General features: G+C 48.5%; 17 protein-coding genes. 6 read left to right on the forward strand and 11 right to left on the reverse strand.

Going from position 1 to position 17399, the window contains the following annotated elements:
- Window positions 1-2: 2 nt before the first annotated feature.
- Entirely contained in the window at window positions 3-656 is a 654-nt protein-coding gene (locus BIT28_RS05480) for a GntR family transcriptional regulator (protein ID WP_075762639.1), read from the reverse strand.
- Window positions 657-803: 147 nt separating this feature from the next.
- Here BIT28_RS05480 and BIT28_RS05485 point away from each other — a divergent pair, with 147 nt between their 5' ends.
- The 4 genes from BIT28_RS05485 (at window position 804) to BIT28_RS05500 (ending at window position 6528) form a co-directional block, all read left to right on the forward strand.
- Window positions 804-2159, forward strand: coding sequence for an FAD-dependent oxidoreductase (locus BIT28_RS05485; protein ID WP_075762640.1), 1356 nt, complete (start codon window positions 804-806; stop codon window positions 2157-2159).
- A 10-nt stretch (window positions 2160-2169) separates the two neighbouring features.
- Complete coding sequence (locus tag BIT28_RS05490) at window positions 2170-3294, forward strand: mandelate racemase/muconate lactonizing enzyme family protein (protein ID WP_075762641.1); 1125 nt, start codon at window positions 2170-2172, stop codon at window positions 3292-3294.
- Window positions 3295-3390: 96 nt separating this feature from the next.
- The gene (locus tag BIT28_RS05495; protein WP_075762642.1) at window positions 3391-5019 is read left to right on the forward strand and encodes a BCCT family transporter; all 1629 of its coding nucleotides are present in this window, start codon (window positions 3391-3393) and stop codon (window positions 5017-5019) included.
- Between the two features lie 219 nt (window positions 5020-5238).
- Window positions 5239-6528, forward strand: coding sequence for a cytochrome-c peroxidase (locus BIT28_RS05500; protein WP_245823653.1), 1290 nt, complete (start codon window positions 5239-5241; stop codon window positions 6526-6528).
- Window positions 6529-6614: 86 nt separating this feature from the next.
- Here the strand turns inward: BIT28_RS05500 and BIT28_RS05505 are convergent, their stop codons facing one another.
- The 6 genes from BIT28_RS05505 to BIT28_RS05530 form a co-directional block, all read right to left on the reverse strand.
- The gene (locus BIT28_RS05505) at window positions 6615-7232 is read right to left on the reverse strand and encodes a DUF1190 family protein (RefSeq protein ID WP_075762643.1); all 618 of its coding nucleotides are present in this window, start codon (window positions 7230-7232) and stop codon (window positions 6615-6617) included.
- An 11-nt stretch (window positions 7233-7243) separates the two neighbouring features.
- Window positions 7244-7660 (reverse strand): DUF350 domain-containing protein, encoded by a 417-nt coding sequence (locus BIT28_RS05510; protein ID WP_075762644.1) that lies wholly within the window; start codon window positions 7658-7660, stop codon window positions 7244-7246.
- A gap of 28 nt (window positions 7661-7688) precedes the next feature.
- Window positions 7689-8324 carry a YjfK family protein gene (locus BIT28_RS05515; RefSeq protein ID WP_075762645.1) on the reverse strand — a complete coding sequence of 212 codons (636 nt, stop codon included), beginning with the start codon at window positions 8322-8324 and terminating at the stop codon, window positions 7689-7691.
- Between the two features lie 70 nt (window positions 8325-8394).
- The gene (locus BIT28_RS05520; RefSeq protein ID WP_075762646.1) at window positions 8395-9417 is read right to left on the reverse strand and encodes an ion channel; all 1023 of its coding nucleotides are present in this window, start codon (window positions 9415-9417) and stop codon (window positions 8395-8397) included.
- A 60-nt stretch (window positions 9418-9477) separates the two neighbouring features.
- The gene (locus BIT28_RS05525) at window positions 9478-10164 is read right to left on the reverse strand and encodes a PspA/IM30 family protein (RefSeq protein ID WP_075762647.1); all 687 of its coding nucleotides are present in this window, start codon (window positions 10162-10164) and stop codon (window positions 9478-9480) included.
- Window positions 10161-10562: a DUF2170 family protein gene (locus BIT28_RS05530; RefSeq protein WP_075762648.1), complete on the reverse strand. Its 402-nt coding sequence runs from the start codon at window positions 10560-10562 to the stop codon at window positions 10161-10163. Before BIT28_RS05530 ends, BIT28_RS05525 begins: the two co-directional genes overlap by 4 nt.
- A 343-nt stretch (window positions 10563-10905) precedes the next feature.
- On the opposite strand from BIT28_RS05530, the gene BIT28_RS05535 reads away from it, so the two are divergent.
- Both BIT28_RS05535 and BIT28_RS05540 read left to right on the forward strand, forming a co-directional pair.
- Window positions 10906-11451: an NAD(P)H-dependent oxidoreductase gene (locus BIT28_RS05535; protein WP_075762649.1), complete on the forward strand. Its 546-nt coding sequence runs from the start codon at window positions 10906-10908 to the stop codon at window positions 11449-11451.
- 2 nt (window positions 11452-11453) lie between these two features.
- Entirely contained in the window at window positions 11454-12659 is a 1206-nt protein-coding gene (locus BIT28_RS05540; RefSeq protein ID WP_083651739.1) for a NupC/NupG family nucleoside CNT transporter, read from the forward strand.
- 67 nt (window positions 12660-12726) lie between these two features.
- On the opposite strand, the gene BIT28_RS05545 is transcribed toward BIT28_RS05540, so the two are convergent.
- From BIT28_RS05545 to BIT28_RS05560, 4 genes are all read right to left on the reverse strand, one after another.
- Entirely contained in the window at window positions 12727-13194 is a 468-nt protein-coding gene (locus BIT28_RS05545) for a hypothetical protein (RefSeq protein WP_075762651.1), read from the reverse strand.
- A 9-nt stretch (window positions 13195-13203) separates the two neighbouring features.
- Complete coding sequence (locus BIT28_RS05550; protein WP_075762652.1) at window positions 13204-15159, reverse strand: alkyl/aryl-sulfatase; 1956 nt, start codon at window positions 15157-15159, stop codon at window positions 13204-13206.
- Between the two features lie 250 nt (window positions 15160-15409).
- The gene (locus BIT28_RS05555; RefSeq protein ID WP_075762653.1) at window positions 15410-16195 is read right to left on the reverse strand and encodes a phytochelatin synthase family protein; all 786 of its coding nucleotides are present in this window, start codon (window positions 16193-16195) and stop codon (window positions 15410-15412) included.
- A gap of 11 nt (window positions 16196-16206) precedes the next feature.
- Entirely contained in the window at window positions 16207-17370 is a 1164-nt protein-coding gene (locus BIT28_RS05560) for a M20 metallopeptidase family protein (protein ID WP_083651740.1), read from the reverse strand.
- Window positions 17371-17399 lie beyond the last annotated feature (29 nt).

A 17399-nucleotide genomic window follows, 5' to 3' on the forward strand; every position in this document is an offset into this window, starting at 1 on the left:
TTTTATTTTCTCGCGGTAATACTGCGGTAGGCCATATCGGTTAGATAGTCGTTCAGCCGATGTGAGGCAGCAACGGCTTCTTCTGCATCGGTGTGGCTGACGGCCCTTAATACGGAAGCATGTAATGAGGATGCTTCTGTCAAATCCGACGTATCATTTTTGTAAGCAAACCAGAAACGGCGAGACAATCCCTGCAGCGGCGCCATCGCAAGCTGTAGATATTCATTGCTTGCCGCTTTTACCAGTAGGGTATGGATTTGTTTCAGCAGGCCAGCATACTCCAGGTCATCTTCATTCTTTGCACACTCTTCCAGGCTCGACGCCAGTTCGAGCATTTGCTGCTTTTCCTGCATCGTCGCGCGTGATGCCGCATAGCTGACACAAAGTGCTTCGATATCCCGGCGAACTTCGAGAATTTTCAGTTGAGACTCTACTGAGATGATCGGGATCTGGATCCCGCGGCGTGGATGGATCTCGGCCATCCTTTCATAAGATAACCGTTGAAGTGCTTCCCTGACCGGCGTTCTGCCAAGGCCCAGGCTTTCTGCGAGTTGCTTTTCACTGACCATACTTCCCGGTTCCAGCTCACGAAAAATAATCATGCGCTCTAACTGGTTGTATGCAACCTCTGTCTTATTGGTTGAACCCATAGTCATCTTTTTTGTTATTCCCTTAGGCAATATTTTAGTGAGCGATCTCACGATCAGGACAATTGCCATTGTATCACACAAAGATCAGGAATATATTCAAAACACACAACTGATATATCAGATGACTATCAGTTATCTATTAGTGAGGTAGTAATGAAAGATTGGAAAATTGTTCGCCGCTTTGAGGCTGTGCCGGATCTGCCGGTGTTGGCTGAAGTTGATGTCCTGGTTATTGGTGGTGGTGCGGCTGGTGTGGCAGCAGCGGAAACTGCCGGACGCATGGGCAAGAACACTTGGCTGATTGAAAAGTACGGCTTCTGTGGTGGCGCGGCGGTGGCCGGGCTATCGGGTACTATCTGCGGTATGTACATGGCAAGTGATGATCCTGACGCACAGCCTGAGCAGGTGGTATTTGGTTTTACTGAACGTTTCCGTCAGGCGTTGGCAGACAAAGGTGGCGTAACCGGCCCTCAGCGTTATGGCAAAACCTACACCGTGACGCACGATCCACTGTTGTGGCGTGAAGTGGCGGATGATTTTCTGGAACAAGCCGGTGTGAATACTCTATTCCATACCGCGGTGACTGGCGTGATTATGGATGGCGATGCCTTTAAGGGGGTGGTTATCGAGTCAAATGCCGGCCAAAGCGTGATTCTGTCGAAGATGATTGTTGATGCTTCTGGTGACGCGGCCTTGATTGCCCGGGCGGGAATGGATTATTTCTTTGGTGACAACGGACGTATTCAAAACCCGACTATGTTCTTCCGTATCGCCGGTGTCGATATGGACAAATACCTGGACTACTACGGTGATGACACGATCTGTCCGCCGAAAGTGACAGAAAATATTCTGGCTGCCAACCAGCAAGGCGATTATGACCTACCTCGCCACAAAATCTGGATTTTCCCGACGACTCGCCCCGGTGAGCTGATGGTAAATGCAACGCGCCTGGCGGGTCAGGATGGTCGGATGCTGAATGTTATTGATCCGAAAGACTTCACTGAAGCCGAGGTGTTCGGCCGCCGTCAGGTTCGTGACTACGCCAAGTTCCTGAACAACTATGTGCCGGGTTGCGAGGATGCGTATGTGGTTGATACCGGGGTTGAGGTGGGTATTCGCCAGACTCGCTCTATTGTCGGTGTCGAAACCCTCAGCAATGACGATGTGGTGAATTGCCGCAAGCGTAAAGACGGTATCTGCCGTACGCCTTGGCCAATTGAGCTGCACTCCGGTGACAAGCCGAAACTGCACTGGCTGATTGATGATTACTACGATGTGCCGTTCAGCACCCTGGTACCGGTTGTCGGTGAAAACATCATTGTTGCCGGACGCTGCCTGAGTGCCGAGCATGAAGCGCTGGCGTCTGCCCGTGTAACGGCACAGTGTTTTGAATACGGACATGCAGCTGGCATTGCTGCTGTCAAAGCGATTAACGAAAATAAACGAATCCGAGACCTGAAAGGCGAGGATATCCGCTCTACTATGATCGAAAATGGTAGTGCCCTGTAAGGAGAACATCATGAAAGATACCGTGATCAAACGAGTTGAACTGTACGCTGTTGCTGACCGTGACGCTCCGCCGATTCCTTGGGCTGACAACCAGGAGCCACTGCTCTACACCAACAATATTGTTCGCATCATCTGTAACGACGGTACCGAAGGGGTAGGTGCAACGATCAGCTACACCGAAAATGACTTTGACCGTTGCATTATCGAAGCCATGCGTACTATCGTTCCTGGCTTAATCGGCAAAAATCCGCTGATGACCGAAGAACTCTATTCCTGGCTGCAGGCGCGTTGCTCATGGGGGGGACTACCGGCAAAATCTCCGATAGATATTGCTGCTTGGGATATCAAGGCGAAAAAAGCAGGTATGCCACTGTACATGCTGCTCGGCGGTGCCCGTCACAAGATGCTCTCTTACGCGTCGACGCCAATGTTCGATACCGTTGAAGACTACTTCCCATATGTTGATGACTGTATAGAACACGGCTTTACCGCGATCAAGCTGCATTGCTACTGTGTCTATGAGAAAGACGTCAAGCTGGTCAATGCTATTCAGGAACGTTATGGTCACACTGGTGTCCGTTTCATGCTGGATACTGCCACCTTCTACACGCCTGCTGAGGCGATGAAAATGGCCAAGTTGATGGAAAGCTATGACTGGGAATGGCTGGAAGCCCCGGTTTCCGATTATGACTATAAGACTTACCAGCGTCTGGTTGATAAAACGGATCTGGAAATCTCCAGCCACGGCAACTGCCTGCTCACTTTACAGGAAGTCACCTACGCCTTGGGCAACGGCTTCTGGTCAGATGTTCGCCAGGATGCTACTGTTTGTGGCGGTATCACTCCGTTGAACAAGTGTTTTGCTATTGCGGAAGGTCACTCGAAGAACCTTGAGATCCAAAGCATGGGATACACCATCACCCAGGCTGCTAATTTGCACGTGGCATTGGCTCACCATAACTGTAAGTTTTTTGAGCAGTTTTATCCGTATGAAAGCTTCGAGCTGGCATCCAAGACGCAGATCCGCACCGACAAGGATGGCTATGTCCATGCGCCGGAAGGTAATGGGTTGGGTGTGGAAATGGATTGGGATGCTGTTCGGGAAAGTTCGGTAGCTCATTATATTTTCGAATAATTATAACAATACCTTACGTTAGCAATGGAAATTCCACTTCCATATATCCACCGTGATGATGTGGAAGTGGTTTACTAATAAATGGGACAAAACGTGATGAAAAGTACGACGGGAAGAAGTAACTTTGACAGGTTTAGCATCATTACCTCATTAGTTATTGTATCTATTATTTCAATATTCTTTTTAACCAATCCTGATAAGGCAATCAAGATTGCCGGTGATATATTTACACTGATTGCATATAACTTTGGTACTCCAATTCTTTGGTATGCATTCGGCCTTGTTATTCTCGCTGCCTTTTTCGTATTTAGTAAATACGGGCATATCCGAATGGGAAATGAGAAACCTGAATTCTCGACCTTTTCCTATATCGCCATGATGGCTCTTGCCGGTGTTGGTTCTGGTACGGTTTATTGGGCATTTCTTGAGTGGTCTTATTATATTAAGACGCCGCCATTCGCTATCGAGGCAGGTTCGGTTACAGCTGCTGAGTGGGCAGTTACTTACAGCCTTCACCACTGGGGGATTATAGCCTGGGCCATCTATGCCATTACCGCTATCCCTGTGATGTACTCCTTCTATATCCGAAAAAACCGTTCACTGAAAATTAGCGATGTTGTGATGTCGATGATTAAAAATAAGGCGACAGCGAAAATTGTCGGTCGCGTTATTGATGTCATGTATCCAATTGCACTTATTTTTGGTTTGATTATAGTTTTGTCTCTTGGTGTGCCAATTATTTCTGCAGCGGTTTCTTTATTACTTGGTGTTGAAGACAGTTTAGTTCTTAAATTATCTATGCTTGTTATTGTTGCTGCATTACTAATTGCCAGTTCATTCTTTGGTATTGAAAAAGGCATGCAGAAAATCAGTAATAACGGTACTTATTTTGTCGTAGCACTTGCTCTGTATATTTTAATATTTGGTCCGACTCAGTTTATTCTGGAAAATACCAGCTCTTCAATTGCAATTTGGGCTCAGAACTTTATTAAGATGAGCTTGTACACTGATGCTATTAATCAGGCGAAATTCCCTCAGTCTTGGACAGCATACTTCTGGGCATACTGGATGATTTTCATCCCATTAATGTGTGTGTTTGTTACCAAGGTATCGAAAGGCCGTACAATTCGTGAAGTGGTAGTGTGCATGATAGGTGGCGGTACCGCAGGAATTGCAGCACTGTTCTCGATTGTCGGCTCTTTCATGATGAAAACCCAGTTAGACGGCAAGGTTGAGATCAGCAAAATGGTCTCTGATGGCCAAGCCAGTGAAGCGATTGTTAAGGCGCTGGATACGCTACCGTTGTCATCGGTTATTCTGGTGGTATTCATTATTTCAACCTTCCTGCTACTGGTGACAACCCTGGATGGTTCTGTATTTACCGTCGCTTGTAATACTCAGAAAAAACTGGATGAGAAGAACAATCCGTCTACCTACCTGAAAATATTCTGGTGTCTGATTATTATCGCGCTACCGACAATCTTTATTACGGTTAATGCACCGGTGCAGTCAATGCAGTCGGCGATTCTGATCTTTGCATTGCCAATACTGCTGCTGACCTCTTATATGCTGTATAAGACCGTCGGCTATATGCGGGCTGATTACTCACACCTTAATGTGATGGAAATTCAGGCGATGCATAAGCTTGAGCAAAGTGCTGAAAACGAGCCACAAGAGGTGGAGACAGAAGAGGTTACTTTGATGGAAAGCCATCAGCAGGGATAGTTGATAACCCGAGAGATAAACCAAAAGCCATTCGTTTAGACGGATGGCTTTTTCTTTATATCGGCGATCTTGGTAACTGAATATACACTCTGCTTCTCATTAGTCAGATTCGAGAAATCCAACCAACTGCTATTGTGATGTGAAATAGGGGAATAGGCTGAAAGTCTAATTTTCCACACATAATAACAAAATAATATAGGCTAGGTTGGAGTGTTTATCATGAATACTTCTGTGTGTATTCTATTGGCCGTCGCTCTGACGACGGTGGTTTCATGCCGCGATAATTCCAGCGACGACAGTTTTGCAGGTGGTGCCAGTGTCGCTTCAAGCGAGGGTAATGAAGGTGCCGGGGGGGCACCTGTAGGGGAAGAGCCGGTTCCTGTGCCGCCAGATCCACCGCCAGAAGAGGAGCCTGCGCCGCGAACGGATATTGACGGCTTGCCGTTACCCGATTTAACCGCTGAACATGACTATGTGCGTTACCTGGAAGCCAGGCCGCGCTATTACACGGCGACCACATCGCCGTTTGGCAATGTCAGATCTCAGGATAATACACCGTTTTCCAACCCGGTGAACAATGCGGGAGCTAAGCTGGGGCGGGTCTTGTTCTATGATGTCAGGCTTTCGGTCAATAGCACTATTTCCTGTGCATCCTGCCATATCCAACAGCACGGCTTTACCGATCCTGCTCAGTTCAGTACCGGATTTGACGGCGGAAAAACCGGGCGCCATTCGATGAGCCTGACTAATGCAACCTATTATGAGCCGAGGAGTTTCTTCTGGGACGAGCGGGCGGCCACGTTGGAAGAGCAGGTGTTGATGCCGATTCAGGATCCGGTTGAAATGGGCATGAACCTGTTTGATTTGGAAGTGAAGCTGGCAGAAACCAGTTTTTACGCGGAATTGTTCACCGCGGCTTTCGGTGACGAGGCGATCACCAGCCAGCGTATCTCTGAGGCAATGGCGCAGTTTATCCGGGCGATGGTTTCCTATCAGTCTAAGTATGATCAGGCGTTTTCCGCCGGAGAGTGGAATGATCCGGACTTTGAAGCCGTCTTCACTGAGCAGGAGATGTTGGGTCATAAACTGTTCTCGGGATTTCCTGTCGGCAGGCAGGCCTCGCTGGGGTGTATTGAATGCCACCAAACCTCTGCACATACGATGGATCGCAGCCATATCAACGGCTTGGATGCAGATACCAGCGGTGATCCGGGTGCCGGTGGGGGCTTTTTCAAATCCCCGTCACTGAGAAACATTGCGGTTGGTGCCCCTTTCATGCACGATGGTCGGTTTAGTACGCTGATGGAAGTGGTTGAGTTTTATAATAGCGGGGTACAGCCGCATCCGAACCTCAGCCCAGACCTGAGACGTAATGGTAGCCCGACGGGAGCACCAGTGAGGATGAATTTGGACCAGGAGGAGAAAGAAGCGCTGGTGGCTTTCCTGCATACCCTGACCGACGAGACTTTTCTCTCCAATCCTATGTTTAGCGATCCGTTTGCAGAGTAACTGACGATAGGATGAAACGAGAAATCAGGAAGAGGTTGGCCAGCTCGACGGAATGTTGAGTTGGCCAATTGTGCCAATAAGGCGGGTTAGCCGCCCCAGCTCTTGCTGCCGCTGGATGATTTGCTCCAGCTAGATTTTGCCGATACGGTCGAACCAAAGCCGCCGCGAGAAATAGTCCGGCTGACAGTTAGTTTAGGCTTCATCTGGTCTTTTGTCACCCGGATCTTGCTTTTTTTATAGCTGCTGCGGCCATAATCGTAGCCGTCTGCGGTGGTCCAGCGATCATAGAAGACGCTGCCCGGATAATAGGAGCGGAACATCGGCTGAGAATAATAGCCGCGGTCTCTGTCCATCATACGGCCAAACATAAAACCTGCCATTGCTGGCATGTACCAGTTATTGCTGGGTGCCTGCATACATGCATTCATGCCAAACTCGGCGGTACAGTCATATTCCGAACGGTATTTAGGGGCTGTGCGTTCCGCTTCTTCTAGTGCATCTTGATAGGCTGCACGACATTCCTGACTATAGTTGGGGTTGTCGTCAATGCAGTCATCCAGCGTATGGTAGATAATGGCCTCACTGCCGTTATCGCTACAGCCGGAAAGAACAGCACCAGCAAAAGCGACAGATACCGGCTTCACCGAGAAGGTCCGCCAGTTCTTGCGCATGCTTGCGAGTACGACCTGCTTACTTCGTTTCATGATGGACGCTCCTAGTAAGTCATGCAGGCAGCATTGAGCAAGCCAACTGATACTGAGGTTGCGGCCATCATGATACCGGCCGGGATTTCCCCTGCTTCGATACGTTCAACGATTTTGGGCATAAAGCCAAAGCGGACAATATAGAAGGCGACTAACTGCGCAAGCAGCGCCACAATACCCCAAATCGCAAAGTCGATGAGGTTGACGGAGTTACTTGCCGCGCCGGCAATCGCCAGGCAGTAACCAAGAATAGAACCGGATAGGCCGATGGCGGCGGCAATATTCTGGCCGTCTTTTACTAGCTTCCACTCGTCATGCGGTGTAAAGCGAACATAGATCACCTTAAACAGCATCAAGAAAGCAAGAGATAGCGAGAAGTAGAGCAAAAAGGCGCCAAGGCCTGCCAGTGAATCTGTTAAAACTTCCATTTGAAATCCTAAGTGTTAATAAGGCTGACTAGCCAATGAGCTTGAAGTCAGTCGGTGTCAGGTTGATGCCGGTACTGATAGCCAGACTGCGTTCGGCGCGGTTGTGGATGATTTTTTCTTCTGCGGCGACAAAGACAGATTCAAAAATATCATTGCCGATATCACGCTCATAAATCATCACAAATTGATCGGTTTCGCTGATGGCACCACTCTCGATCCAGGTTTTTTCAGTCATCACCACAGGTCGACTGTTTTCCCATACCTTTTCAAACGTATGCCCTTCGAGCTCCCAGCTTGGTTGCACCAGCTGGTTATCCAGCAGGTGGTTCCATTCTGATTCGGTATCGACCGGCTTGGTGTCGTAGAAATAGTAGAGTTTGACCTCGCTGACGTCGGCCTCACCGGGCCCGTGAGTGAGAACCTGGATAAACCCGTCATCATCGGTGTAGTATCGTAATATCCGAGTTTGTTCATCCAGTTCAACTTCGCCCACCGCTTTAATCAGCTGGGTGCGTGCGGCACCTTCGATAACCAGATCCGGCTCGATGAGGCGCAGCTTCAAGTCATCTAACTCAAAGGCTCCGCCCAGCCTCAGCCCCATGATTTCCGGGGCCTGGGGACGTGGTTTTTCCGGTGTTTTTTTCTTTTTAAACCAATCAAACATAATGACTCCTGAGCACTAACTTCCGCCTGCTCAAAGGCTAAATGCTAATTTCGGTAGTTAACCATTGGTGCTACCACTGAAAATCATCGACACGCTCGTCCGAGATATAAAACAGCTTGCTTCCGGGCAGAACTTCACGTTGCAGCGAAGGGTTGAGTTCGACACCGTCGCCGCTATCAATCGCAATCAATGTGGCTTCGTATTGATGCTTAAAGGTCGCGAACAATGCCTCGATCGTTGTCTTCGCCGCGTTTTCAGGGTAGGTAACGGAATATTGCGTCATTCCCTGAGTCGTGCTGAGCAGTTCATGGTGAAGCTCGCTGGAACCGGGGTCTACCGCTGCTTTTGCCAGCATTTCCACCGCTACCGAGGGAATACATTCGGCATTGGGGCAATGCTGCTTTAGCAACTTGCTGAGGGCCTCGTCGTTAAAATAGGCCAGCAGATGGGCATTGGGGTTTTTACTGGCACAGAACAGCGCTGCCGACAGCGTAATATCGTCTTCCGGGTTGTCGATTAGAATACAGCTGGCATCTTCGATTCCTGCTCGCTGCATACCTTCGTTGTCAGTAAAGCTGGTAACGCGGACAAACTCGACCTCGCCCGGAAGCGGGTTTTCAATTTCAGGGCGAACGCACAGCACAATCGGGCGATTGCCTTTTTCTTCATGCTGCAGCATTTTGATCAGGTGAAGCGTGCGCTGCTCGTTCCAGCCCAGCACTAAGATATGGTTGTTCACTTTGAGACTCCGTTTTCCCAGCAGGCCACTTTTCCAATAGTAAATAAAAACGCTGGCAACACGCCCGACGCATAAGGCAAATAACCCGAGCCCTCCGGGGATCACAAACAGCGAGGCGACCCATTTGCCTATCGTCGTGGTCGGCGACATATCACCGTAGCCGACGGTTGAGGCGGTGACGAAGAGGTAATAGATAAAGTCGGTAAACGACCGGGTAAGATCGTGTTCACCGGCAATCCGTAACAGTATCCAGCTAATTGCACTGTAGCTAAGCAGGGTAACCAGTAGGTTTCGTCCGTTCAGTTGGGTGAGGTTTCGTACCGCCCACCGCTGAAAGAGAATCCATAACGACATGATTACCTCCGCTTGCCTGAGTGCGAACTGTGTGTCAGTAATAAAACCAAAGTAACAGCCTTACTTACCTAAAATACGAGCCAGTTCGTCTTCAGCCGATGTTTTGCCGCCAGAGGTAATGCCGGCATCGGCCAGTTTCTTATCAAGGCTGCTGCCTGATTGCTCTTCTGCCATTTCTGCTGCAGCTTCTAGCTGGGCCGACTTTTCAGCCTGGCGTTGCTTGATGCGCTCAAGTGACTCAACGGCCGTATGCATTTTGGCATTGGCACCGACATTAGTAGCTGATACGGCAGACTGCGCTTTTTGCACCGCCTCGTTAGCCTTGACCACATCAACCTGCTGCTCTAGCTGGCGCAGCTTGTCTTTGGCTTGTGCAATGTTGGTACGCATGCTTGTTTCTGATGCGACAAACTGATCCAGATACACCTGCTCGGTATCTTGCTCATTGCGCAGAGCGGCAACTTTCTGGGCGCACTCCAGGGCTAGCTCCTGCTGGCCTTTGTCCATGGCGGCACGCGCGTGGCCTTCGTATTCTTCGATACCGTTATTGATAGCACCGACTTTCTGCTGAGACAGTTTGCGTTTGGCGACAATGCTGACAAGGGCTTCGTCAGAGCGGCGCAGCTCCTGCTTTGCTTCGCGGATTTCCTGATCGAGAATGCGCAGTGCCTGATTGTCTGCAATAGTTTCTGCCGCTTCGTTGGCTCCGCCTTTAATGGCAGTAAATAGTTTCTTCCATACACTCATGATGTGCTCTCCGTTAGGTGATCCTGATACAGCTCGATGAAGGCTTCGACATTGCGGAATAGGGTAGCAACTTCAATGAGGATACTTTCGGCTTTTGACTGAGAAGAAAGTGAGCCAAAAGCGACATAGTAGCTTTCGCCGCCAATTTCATTGATACCAATGGTCGAGAGCGGGAACATTTTGTGGGTACGCAAGATTAGATCATTCAAAGCATGAATGTTATTGACCTGCTGGTGCGGGAACAGTAACACCTCTACCAGGATCTGTTCGCCGGCAACGGCAAGGTATGCGTCGATGTTATCTTCATTGCGGATAACAAGTGTTTGGTCATGCTCTTTGACTTCCCAGCCGTCATGCTCAGACAGTACAGGGAGGAGATCGTTTAATTGCCACGTCATTAGTCATACCTTATTTAAAGTGGTCGGGGTAAGAAAAACGTACTCTTATTATGAAGTTAAACTCATGAATTACCATAACTCTTTGGTGAATTTGCTGTTTTTTTGTGAGCCGATGTGTCGTTTGCCAGATAGGTTTAGCCCTGCAGTCACCAGCTTCCAATCGTTTTCAAGAATTTCCATACCATTATCAATTGTATGAACTGCCTCTATTGGGGAGGGACAAATGTCCTCTCTTTGCGGCTTCTGGAGATTTTATAATCAGCATCTATTGAGCGGATAAATACAAGCCGGACAGAAGATGATAACAACCAATCCGGCTTAATTTGATTATAGGAATCACTCTATGAATGTACTCGTTATCGACGGACATCCAGACCTACAGGCATCAACAGCCAACGCGGCTATTTACAAGCACTATCAGCAGGCTACGGATTGGCTAATTCACAATCTGGCTGTGTATCAGGGTGATATTAAAGAAGAGCAGGCAGCGCTGTTAAGGGCTGATGTGATTGTTGTTCAGTTTCCTTTGTATTGGAGCACTTTTCCCGCAGTACTGAAAAAGTGGATTGATGACGTGTTTACCTATGGCTTTGCCTTTGGTCCCTACGGCAGCAAGCTGAAGGGCAAGAAACTTGTTTTCTCAATAACCGCCGGTGCAACAGCGGACTCCTATAGCGAGAGTGGTTTTAACTTCATGCCGTTTGGCAACTACCAGAAAGCCTTCGAGCATGCGTTCCGTGCCGCAGAAATGGATATTGTCGATACGATTGTGACGTTCGAGCTGAATGCTGATCCCAATGAGGGCGGCGATAAAGCCAAGACACTCGATCTGGCGCAGGCGCATGCCCTGCAAGTTACGAATGCCGTCAACGCGTTAGTAGGGAAATAACAATGATTCAGTCTGTACTAGGTATTATTACGCTGCTGAGCATCGGGTTTATTTTCTCTGAAAACCGTAAAGCCATTAGCTGGCGTGCTGTTGCCGGGGCGTTTGCAATTATTCTGGTGGTGGCTTTCTTTGTGTTGGCGACCGAGATGGGGGCCGGGGTATTACTGTCTATATCTAACGCGGTTGGCAATGTCTTTGGCTATGGCGCAGAGGGGATTCAGTTTGCCTTTGGCAGCCTGGTGAATTTCAGTGTTGATGGCATTGGTTTTGTCTGGGCGCTGCAGGTATTACCGCAAATTATCTTTACCGCCTCGTTGACGTCATTGCTTTATTACCTTGGTATTATGCAGTGGTTCGTTTATATCATTGGCGGCGGGCTGCAAAAGGTACTGGGTACCTCACGAGCGGAATCCATGAATGCTGCCGGTAATATCGTTTTAGGCCAAACGGAAGCCCCTTTGCTGGTGAAACCTTATCACCGTGTTCTGACCCGTTCGCAAATTTTTGCGGTGATGGTCGGCGGCTTGTCATCCATTGCGGGTTCTATTCTGGCGGGACTTGCCGGTATGGGGGTTGAGCTTAACTACCTTATTATGGCGTGTTTCATGTCTGCACCTGCTGGCCTGATGTTTGCCAAGCTGATCATTCCTGAAACAGAAGTTACTATCGATGAGGTGCCTGAGTTACCTGATGACGAGAAACCGACCAGTTTTATCGATGCGGTTGCTAAAGGGGCGATTGCCGGGGTAGGCATTGCCGCTATTGTTGGTGCGGTGATCATCTCTTGTATCGGTCTTATGGCACTGCTAAACGGCGGCCTGAACGCAATCGGTGAAATGGTCAATATCACCGGGTTGTCGGTTGATATGATCCTCGGCACCTTATTCTCACCTGTTGCCTGGCTGATCGGTATTCCATGGGAAGAGGCATCCATTGCCGGATCTTTCCTGGGTCAAAAGATCGCTATGAATGAGTTTGTTGCCTTCGCCAATATGGGCAAGATCGTCATGACCGAGCGCTCAACGGCCATTATGACGATTGCACTCTGTGGTTTTGCCAACATCGGCTCTGTCGCCATGGTATGTGGTGCACTGAGTAAAATGATCCCGACCAAAGCAGGTGTTATCGGCCAAATAGGTATGAAAGTACTGCTTGCTGCAACATTGGCTAACTTGATGAACGCCACTATTGTCGGTTTGTTCGTATAATTTAAAAATCGTATGGCTAGAGGGGGGACTCTCTAGCCATTGAATTTAGTTGTTTTTAATCTTGTTGCTAGCTAGAAAATTTCATGATGCCAAGTGCAATCGCGCTCTTGAAATCGACTTTGTTCTGAACAAGGGCACTCAGGGTAGCTTCACTCAGTAACAACACAGACGCTTGGTTTAATGATGTCGGAGATGAGTGAATATCTACACTGCTATCTGATGTCATCCTGGACCAAAGATGGCTGTCCACCAGATATATATATGCAACAGACTCAAGCTCATTGTTATGTTGTTTAACCATTAATTTGAGCCACCAGCTCGCACGCCTTAATCCTCGTTGCCCTTCCAGCTCTTCAATAGCCTCCAGGTGTCTGTGCTCAAGCGCCTCTTGTGTTGCTATCGCCACATCAATTGAGCCCGGAAAGCTCTCGGTGAAGGGATTATTGAACTGCCCGTCATAAGAGCAAGCCTGTACAGAGAAATTTGCTCCCAGAGAGGCCAGACTTAATAGTATCAACCAAAATATTGGCTTCATCTGTTTCTCCTATGGAGTAACAATGTTGAACCAAAAGTTGAAGTTATCCAGCATCCCCACAAAATCTTTGAAGGCTTCCTTATCACCTTTCAATTTTATCTTTCCACTGGAAATGGCTTTTTCCAGTGTGATGATACCCAGCTGAATATTGTCTAAGGATTCTTTGGTCAACGTGAGAGTGACATTTGGCTTGTCACTTAATTTCGTTGTGTGGTTGAGAACGGAATTCTCGATATACAGTGTGTACTGCTCGTCAAGGTCAGTAAAATCAATGTTTATAGCATATTGTTTACCGGCTGCTTTTTCAGGAAGCAGTCTTACCGCCAAATAATCAAATAACATTTCGGGGGGCATGTTTTTGATAATATCTGGCGAGGCGGTATTGGTTCCCCCAGCTGACGGGGTGCCGTTGCGTAATTCATAGGCTCCCTGTAAATAGACAGAACGCCAAGGGCCAGATTCCGCCTGATAACCAAGTTGCTCATAGGAGTCTGCGAGTAGTGCTTTCCCTTTTTTGCTCTCCGGGTTAGCAAAGACCACATGCTTCATCACTTCGGCTACCCAACGATAGTTTCCGCTTTCGAAGTCCTTCTGAGCTTTCTCAATAGCAGATTCTTCGCCTCCCATATATTCCACGTACTTAGCGGCGGCATCTGCTGGGGGGAGATTATTGAGATCCGAAGGGTTACCGCTGTACCAGCCCATATAGCGCTGATAAACGGCACGGCTATTATGGCGCAGTGTGCCGTAGTAACCACGGGTACTCCAGTTTTGCTCGATCTCTTTCGGGAACTGAATCATCTCGGAAATCTCAGAGCCAATGTAGCCTTGATTCATCAGCCTAACCGTTTGGTCATGCGTATATTTGTACATATCACGCTGAAGCTTGAAGTAATTGACTATCTCTTCCTGCCCCCACATGGGCCAGTGATGGCTCTGGAATTTTACTGCGACTTCATCGCCCCACAGCTCGATAGTTTCGTTTAAATAATAAGACCATTTTAATGCATCACGTACTTGTGCGCCGCGCAGAGTTAAGATGTTGTGCATTGTGTTAGTGCTGTTCTCTGCCATCCAGAGCGCTTTTTTCTCTGGAAACCATGTGTTGATTTCAGTCGGCGCCTCGGTGCCCGGCGTATACTGGAACACCATTTTCACACCGTCGATAATATGTTCTTCGCCCGTTTTTTCGATGATCAGGGTGGGTTTTACTAACGTCGCTAGGCCGGTTGAAGTGGTTTGCCCAAGCCCGCCATTAACACCGCCTTGCTCGTTACGAGGAAGCAACGCGCCATACATGAAAATTGCGCGTCGTCCCATGGCATTACCTGCAATGACATTCTCTGATACCGCGTGCTCAGTGAAACCGTGAGAGGCGATAATTTGAACCTTGCCGGCGGCAACATCAGCCTCATCGACAATTCCACGGACGCCGCCGAAGTGGTCTATGTGGCTATGGCTGTAAATAACAGCAGTGACAGGGCGCTCCCCCAGTTCGGCATTGATAAAATCCAAGGCGGCGCGGGCTGTTTCTTGTGAAATAAGAGGGTCGAATACAATCCAGCCTGACTTACCTTCTACAAAGGTGATGTTTGATAAGTCATAACCGCGGATCTGATAAATGCCGTCAGTGACTTTAAACAACCCGTTAATGAGATTGAGTTGTGCGTTTCGCCACAAACTAGGATTGACACTATCGGGGTTCTTGGCGTCCTGAGTGATGTATTTTTTATATTCCTCAAGATCCCAGACTACATTCCCTTGGTCATTTTTAATGGTAACTACGTCCTGTTTGGCAATGAATCCTTTTTGCGCACGTTCAAAGTCTTTCTTGTCCTGAAATGGTAAGGCTTTATATAAAGCTTGGTTCGCCTCAATGGTCGCCTGGGTCGCCGGTTTTGATTCTGAGGCGAGTGCCCCTGCGGTAACACTAACAGCGACCAATGAAACTAATATACATCTCATAGACAACCCTTTAATACGAAGTGGCAATACATTCGTATAAACATAGTTGAGAACCTTGTTCTTTCAATATGTAAGGGCCTTTACAGCGAAAAGGGTAGTCGCATAAATGCGAATTAGAGTGGCTTTCCTTTCGATGTCGGTAGGAGAGTCAAGTTATGGGAAAGTGGAGGATTAGCTCGATTTATTAGTGAATGTTGTAACGTACTAGGTTAACTCCGGCAGAGGGGGAGCCTGCCGGAGCGGTTAGCAATTAGCCCTTAAGACCTTCGCTGATCAGCAGGTAACCGCGATTGCGCTTTGTATCCATCGTTGCCATTGCGTCAAATAGTTGATCGCTGTCGACCCAGACCCAATTTGCCTTGGCATTCGATACATCCATGATCAGGAAAGAGTCCGATGCTTTGTCATAGGCACCAACTGGTGAGTAATGGCCCGATCCTGGCTGGTTAAGTGTTTTACGTGAGTAGTTAACGACAACATACTGATCTCTGGTTTCCAGGGCATGAACCAGCTCGGCTTTCATCGTCGCCTTGCTGTCCAGATTATCGACGAATACTGTTTTTACTTTTAGGTGGTTAGATGTCACTAGATCCGTCATTTGATCTAGCTGTAAGCCGTAATCTGGGCCAGCACCTTCAGAGACAGGCTGCCCCATGATTTGTAGTCGAGTCTTCGCGCTATGACCCAGAACTGTATTTTGAGTATAGCGTTCGTAGAACGGGCTCCAGTCTCCTTGAGGGAAGTAAGCCCGGTCTTCTGGTGCAATCGTTGATTCATCCAGCGGGATTTCTGTTACGTTCTGGCGTACGCGGAGTGCGTTCATTATGATGCTGGTGGAGGCAACACCGCAGTAGACTTTATTATCCTGTGCATCGTAAAAGTTCGCCAGCTTGAAGAAATCTTTCTTGAAGTGAGATTGTTCAAGGCGAGAGATCCCTTCGTCGCTAGACCAGTCGATGACATCGGCGAAGGCTGCTGATGTTGGTACAACTGCCAGAGCAAGGGAAAGTAGGGATGTTTTTAGCATTGTTTTCATAATTAACCTTTTTACACTAAGCGTTGTTTTGCGATTCGGCACAGCATGGTGACTCCGAGAGGAATTATGCTGTCATCAAAATCAAAATCGCAGGTATGGAGGTTGGTGCCCTTTGAACCAATCATAAAAAAGCAGGCACCAATATTGTCGTCTTTCTTGAAAAATGCCATGTCTTCGCCCCCCGGACTGGGCTCGACATTGGTATTGAGGTTTTCTGCCCCGACGGTTTGTTTGGCAACGTCAATGACGCAATCAACTTGTTCAGGGGTATTCACTGTCGCCGGACATAGTACTTCGAACAGTACCTCTGCTTCCGCATCGTAGGCTTCAGCAATTGAGCTGGCGAGCAGCTGCATTTTGCGGCGCAGCGTCTTGCCGACTTCACGCTCGTAGAAGCGAATTGTACCGCCGGCTTCGGCTGATTCAGGTATAGAGTTGAACACCTCACCACTCATGATTTTCGTCACGGCAAGCACGCCCATTTCAGAGCACGGTACGCACTCTGACACAATGGACTGCCATGCCGTGATGATCTTGGCAGAGATAGTGATTGGATTGATGCATTTATGTGGAACACTGGAGTGACCGCTGCAGCCTCTTACAATCAGGCGGAACTTTTCACCAGCGCCAGTAATTGGGCCGTAGCGCAGCGAGATAGTATTTTCTGGTAACCTTGGCATGTTATGGAAGCCGTACACTTCGTCAAAAGGGTATTGCTCGAACAGGCCGTCTTCCATCATGGCCTTGGCACCGGCACCGATTTCTTCGGCTGGTTGGAATAAGAAGATGATGCGGCCTCGGAAATCCCGATTTTCAGAAAAGTAACGGGCAGTGGCCAGTAGCATGGCCATATGACCATCATGACCGCAGGCGTGGGCCATTCCCGGATTCTGGGAGGCATATAGCTGGCCTGTTTGATCCTGCATCGGCAGGGCATCCATATCTGCGCGGTAGGCGATGGTTCTTCCCTCGCCCAACGTGCCGTCAATGATGCCAACAATACCGGTTTGGCCGAAGCTGCGATCGATTCTTATGCCCCAGGATTCAAGTTTGTTCGCGACATATTGAGATGTGTTGTGAAGTTCAAACCCTACCTCTGGCATGCTGTGCAGCGTATGACGCCATGTGGTAATTTCCTGATGCCATGCATTAACAATTTCAATTGTGTTCATCATCTATTATGTCCGGGTAGTAGCCAGAGCCC

Source organism: Photobacterium proteolyticum (genome assembly GCF_001939735.1).
In the GTDB taxonomy this organism is placed as follows: domain Bacteria; phylum Pseudomonadota; class Gammaproteobacteria; order Enterobacterales; family Vibrionaceae; genus Photobacterium; species Photobacterium proteolyticum.